4 protein-coding genes and 2 pseudogenes are annotated in these 3,772 nt (G+C 62.6%); 1 reads left to right on the forward strand and 5 read right to left on the reverse strand.

The genetic code is table 11. The features are described from left to right. Nucleotides 1-63: 63 nt before the first annotated feature. The 5 genes and pseudogenes from tatC to EN884_RS29035 form a co-directional block, all read right to left on the reverse strand. Entirely contained in the window at nucleotides 64-930 is an 867-nt protein-coding gene (gene tatC / locus EN884_RS29015; RefSeq protein WP_013531297.1) for a twin-arginine translocase subunit TatC, read from the reverse strand. Continuing rightward, complete coding sequence (gene tatB / locus EN884_RS29020) at nucleotides 927-1,727, reverse strand: Sec-independent protein translocase protein TatB (RefSeq protein ID WP_063168118.1); 801 nt, start codon at nucleotides 1,725-1,727, stop codon at nucleotides 927-929. The genes tatC and tatB overlap by 4 nt, the downstream gene beginning before the upstream one ends. Before the next feature lie 30 nt (nucleotides 1,728-1,757). Continuing rightward, entirely contained in the window at nucleotides 1,758-1,979 is a 222-nt protein-coding gene (locus EN884_RS29025) for a twin-arginine translocase TatA/TatE family subunit (protein ID WP_013531295.1), read from the reverse strand. Between the two features lie 170 nt (nucleotides 1,980-2,149). Then, nucleotides 2,150-2,917, reverse strand: coding sequence for an SMC-Scp complex subunit ScpB (gene scpB / locus EN884_RS29030; RefSeq protein ID WP_027160430.1), 768 nt, complete (start codon nucleotides 2,915-2,917; stop codon nucleotides 2,150-2,152). Beyond that, a pseudogene (locus EN884_RS29035) lies at nucleotides 2,914-3,543 on the reverse strand (ScpA family protein); the annotation flags it as partial. The pseudogene EN884_RS29035 and the gene scpB, both read right to left, overlap by 4 nt. On the opposite strand from EN884_RS29035, the pseudogene EN884_RS40340 reads away from it, so the two are divergent. Beyond that, nucleotides 3,509-3,754, forward strand: a pseudogene (locus EN884_RS40340) (beta-hexosaminidase); the annotation flags it as partial. The pseudogenes EN884_RS29035 and EN884_RS40340 overlap by 35 nt on opposite strands. Nucleotides 3,755-3,772: the final 18 nt, after the last annotated feature.

Raw genomic sequence — 3,772 nt, forward strand, 5'->3', positions numbered from 1 at the left:
TAGCTGCCCTCACCAGGTCAAGAAAAAATTCCTATCGAGACTGGCCAGACGCGGCGGCGCCGTTCAGGTGGAGGACGCGTCCGCCGGCTTCTTCTCGGCGACCTCTTCCGCCGCGTCCTGCTTCTCGCGTGCCACGCGCTGCTTTTCCTGATCGCGCTCGATCAGCCGGGCAGCCCAGATGGAGACCTCGTAGAGAAGGATGGTCGGAATGGCGAGGCCGATCTGGCTCATCGGATCGGGCGGCGTCAGCACCGCCGCGACGACGAAGGCGATGACGATCGCCCATTTGCGCTTCTCGGCCAGCCCCTTGGACGACAGCATGCCGACGCGTGTCATCAGGCTGGTCACCACCGGCAGTTGGAACACCAGGCCGAAGGAGAAGATCAGCGTCATGATCAGGCTGAGATATTCCGACACCTTTGGCAGCAGTGAAATCTGCACCTGATCGTCGGTGCCGGCCTGCTGCATGGCGAGGAAGAACCACATCACCATCGGCGTGAAGAAGAAATAGACCAGCGACGCACCCATCAGGAACAGGATTGGCGACGCGATCAGGAACGGCAGGAAGGCGTTGCGCTCGTTCTTGTAGAGGCCGGGCGCGATGAATTTGTAGATCTGCGTGGCGATCAGCGGAAAGGCGATCACCATGCCGCCGAACATGGCGAGCTTGACCTGCGTGAAGAAGAATTCCTGCGGCGCCGTGTAGATCAGCTCGACCTTGTGCGGATCGAGGCCTGCCCACTGCGTCGCCCATTTGAACGGGACGACCAGAAGGTTGAACAGCTTCTTGGCGAAGAAGAAACAGACCAGGAAGGCAACGAAGAAACCGCCCAGCGACCAGATCAGCCGCCGGCGCAGCTCGATCAGATGCTCCATCAGCGGCGCCGACGATTTCTCGATCTCGTCCTTTTCGGTGTCCGAAACGCTCACTTGGCGGCTCCAGCCGTCTTCTTGGCCGCCGGCTTCTTGGCCGCAGCAGGTTTCGGTTCGATTTTCGCCCCCGTCTTGGTCGCTACGGTCTTGGACGCGATCACCTTGGCCGCAGCGGGCGTCTTGGCCCTGGGCGTTTCAGGCATTGCCGCCGTCACCGGCTTCGCTGGCACCTTGGGCGCAGGCGTGGCCTTAGCGGTGACCGTTTTTGCAGGAGCTTTAGCGCCATTTGCCGAAGCCTTTATAGCCGGCGTCGCCCTTGACGGTGCAGGCTTGGCTGCCTTCTTCGCCGTGGACGCCTTCGGCGCCACGACGGGTGTCGTCGGCACTGATGACGTCACCACCGATTCGTCGGTCATCGCCGGGAAAATCGGCGCTGCCGGCGCTGCTTCCGGTCCGTTGACGCCGGGCATGGTCGTTGCACCGTTCTTCAGCGGCTCGGCCGCCTGCGGGGTCGAAGCGGCTGGCGTTGCCGGATCGGCTGCCGGCTTCGGCTTCATCGCCGCGTCGACGCCGGAGCGAACGTCGGCCGCGGCCTGTTCGAACGGATTGAGCTGCTTCCTGATCTCGGCCATCGGGCTCATGCCCCTGAGCTCGTCGACGGACTTCTTGACGTCGTCGAGCTCGGCTTCCTTCAGCGCCTCGTTGAACTGTTTCTGGAAATCGGATGCCATGGCGCGCAGCTTCGCCGTCGTGCGGCCGAAGGTGCGCAGCATATTGGGCAAATCCTTGGGCCCGACGACCACGATCATGACGATCGCGATGACCAGCATTTCGGTCCAGCCGACTTCAAACATGACACTCTGTTCCGACTAGAACCTTTGGGCTCAGCTCTTGCTGGCCTTTTCCTTCGCGGCCGCAACGGTCTCGTCGGCACGATGTTCGACGGTGCGCTTGTCTTCGGCAACGTCGTCGTCGGCCATGCCCTTCTTGAAGCTCTTGATGCCCTTGGCCATGTCGCCCATCAGCTCGGGAATCTTGCCGCGGCCGAACACCAAAAGCACGATCACCAGCACGATCATCCAGTGCCAAATCGAAAATGAACCCATAGCAAATCTCTCTCGAATGTTTTCCCTGGCGATGATCTATGCGTTTTCGCGTTGGGATTCAAACACAACTGCGACAGAGTTTATGAAAGGGTGGCGGATGTCACGCATTTTCGACGCGGCGGCCCCGCTACGAATCCGCGCATCCTCGACAGATCGGCCGCCAATGCCAGTCAATCTTCCGTGACGCGCGGCGTCAGCAGGCCGAGTTCCTCGAGATCGATATCGGTGAGCGCATCCTCGTCGTCGGTCAATGCATCGGGATCGGCCGGCGGCTGCGGAATGGAGAAATTCGACGGCATGCGGCCCGAAAGCAGGCCGGCCCCCTTCAGTTCCTCCATGCCGGGCAGATCGCGGATCTCTTCCAGCGCGAAATGATCGAGGAAGGTCTCCGTCGTGCCGTAGGTGACCGGGCGTCCGGGTGTCTTTCGCCGGCCGCGCATGCGCACCCATTCCGTTTCCAGCAGCGTGTCGAGCGTGCCTTTCGAGGTTTCGACACCGCGGATGTCCTCGATCTCGGCACGCGTCACCGGCTGGTGATAGGCAATGATCGCCAGCACTTCGAGAGCCGCGCGGGAGAGCTTCCTTTGCTGGACGGTATCCCTGCTCATCAGGAAAGCCAGGTCGCCGGCGGTGCGGAACGCCCAGGCATCGCCGACACGCACCAGATTGACGCCGCGCCGCGCATAGATCTGCTGCAGCTCGGCCATGGCCAGGGCGATGTTGATGCCGTCCGGCAGGCGTGCCGCAAGCTGCTTTTCGCTGACGGGTTCGGCGCTGGCGAACACGATCGCCTCGGCCATGCGCACAGCCTCGGCCAGATGCAGTCGCTCGGCCGGGTTTTGTAGCTGCTGCTCGGCCGGATCCTGGGAAAGCGGGCCCTCGTCGGGTTCATCGCCGATCTTGAACGGGACAACCGAAGCGTTGGCGCGTTCGCTCATGATGCCACCTCGACTGCCTTGATTGTCTGCGTTCGGCCGCGCAGGTAGATCGGCGCGAACGTCTGATCCTGCCGCACATCCATCTTGCCTTCGCGCACCAGTTCCAGCGTGGCAGCGAACGAGCTCGCGATCGCCGTGCGCCGCTCCTCGGGACTGGTCATGTACGCGATCAGAAAACTTTCCATCGTCGTCCAGTCGCTCACGGCTCCCACAAGGCGGGTCAGGATGTCGCGCGCGTCCTTGAGCGACCAGACACCGCGCCTGGCGATGGTCACATTGTTGATCGCCTGCTTCTGGCGCTGCTGGGCATAGGCGGTCAAGAGATCGTAGAGCGAGGCAGAATAGGCGTTGCGCTTTTCGATGATGACCATTTCCGGCATGCCGCGCGCGAACACGTCGCGGCCGAGCCGGTTGCGGTTGACCAGACGCGCCGAGGCGTCGCGCATGGCTTCCAGCCGCTTCAGTCGGAACTGCAGCACCGCCGCCAGTTCCTCGCCGCTTTCGCCCTCGTCGCCTGGCTGCTTGGGGATCAGGAGCTTGGACTTGAGGAAGGCCAGCCATGCCGCCATCACCAGATAGTCGGCGGCAAGCTCCAGCCTGAGCGCCCTCGCCGTCTCGACAAAGGCGGCCTCGATCCTTGCGGCGGGCTGCGATCTGGTCCTTCACTGCAACGGCGTTTTCGAGGAGATGGCCGGCATCGCATCGCGCACCACGGGGCTTGAGGGCACGTCGCTGGAGCGCGCCAAGCGGGCGCTGACCTATATAAAGGACCGTGACACGGTCGAAGAAACCGAAATACGCGCCGAATTCGCCACCTACTTCGATGCGGTGGCATAGCAAGGGAAAGTGACAGGC

Origin of the sequence: Mesorhizobium sp. M7A.F.Ca.AU.001.01.1.1 (genome assembly GCF_004022735.1) — a bacterium.
Classification (GTDB): Bacteria; Pseudomonadota; Alphaproteobacteria; order Rhizobiales; family Rhizobiaceae; genus Mesorhizobium; species Mesorhizobium ciceri.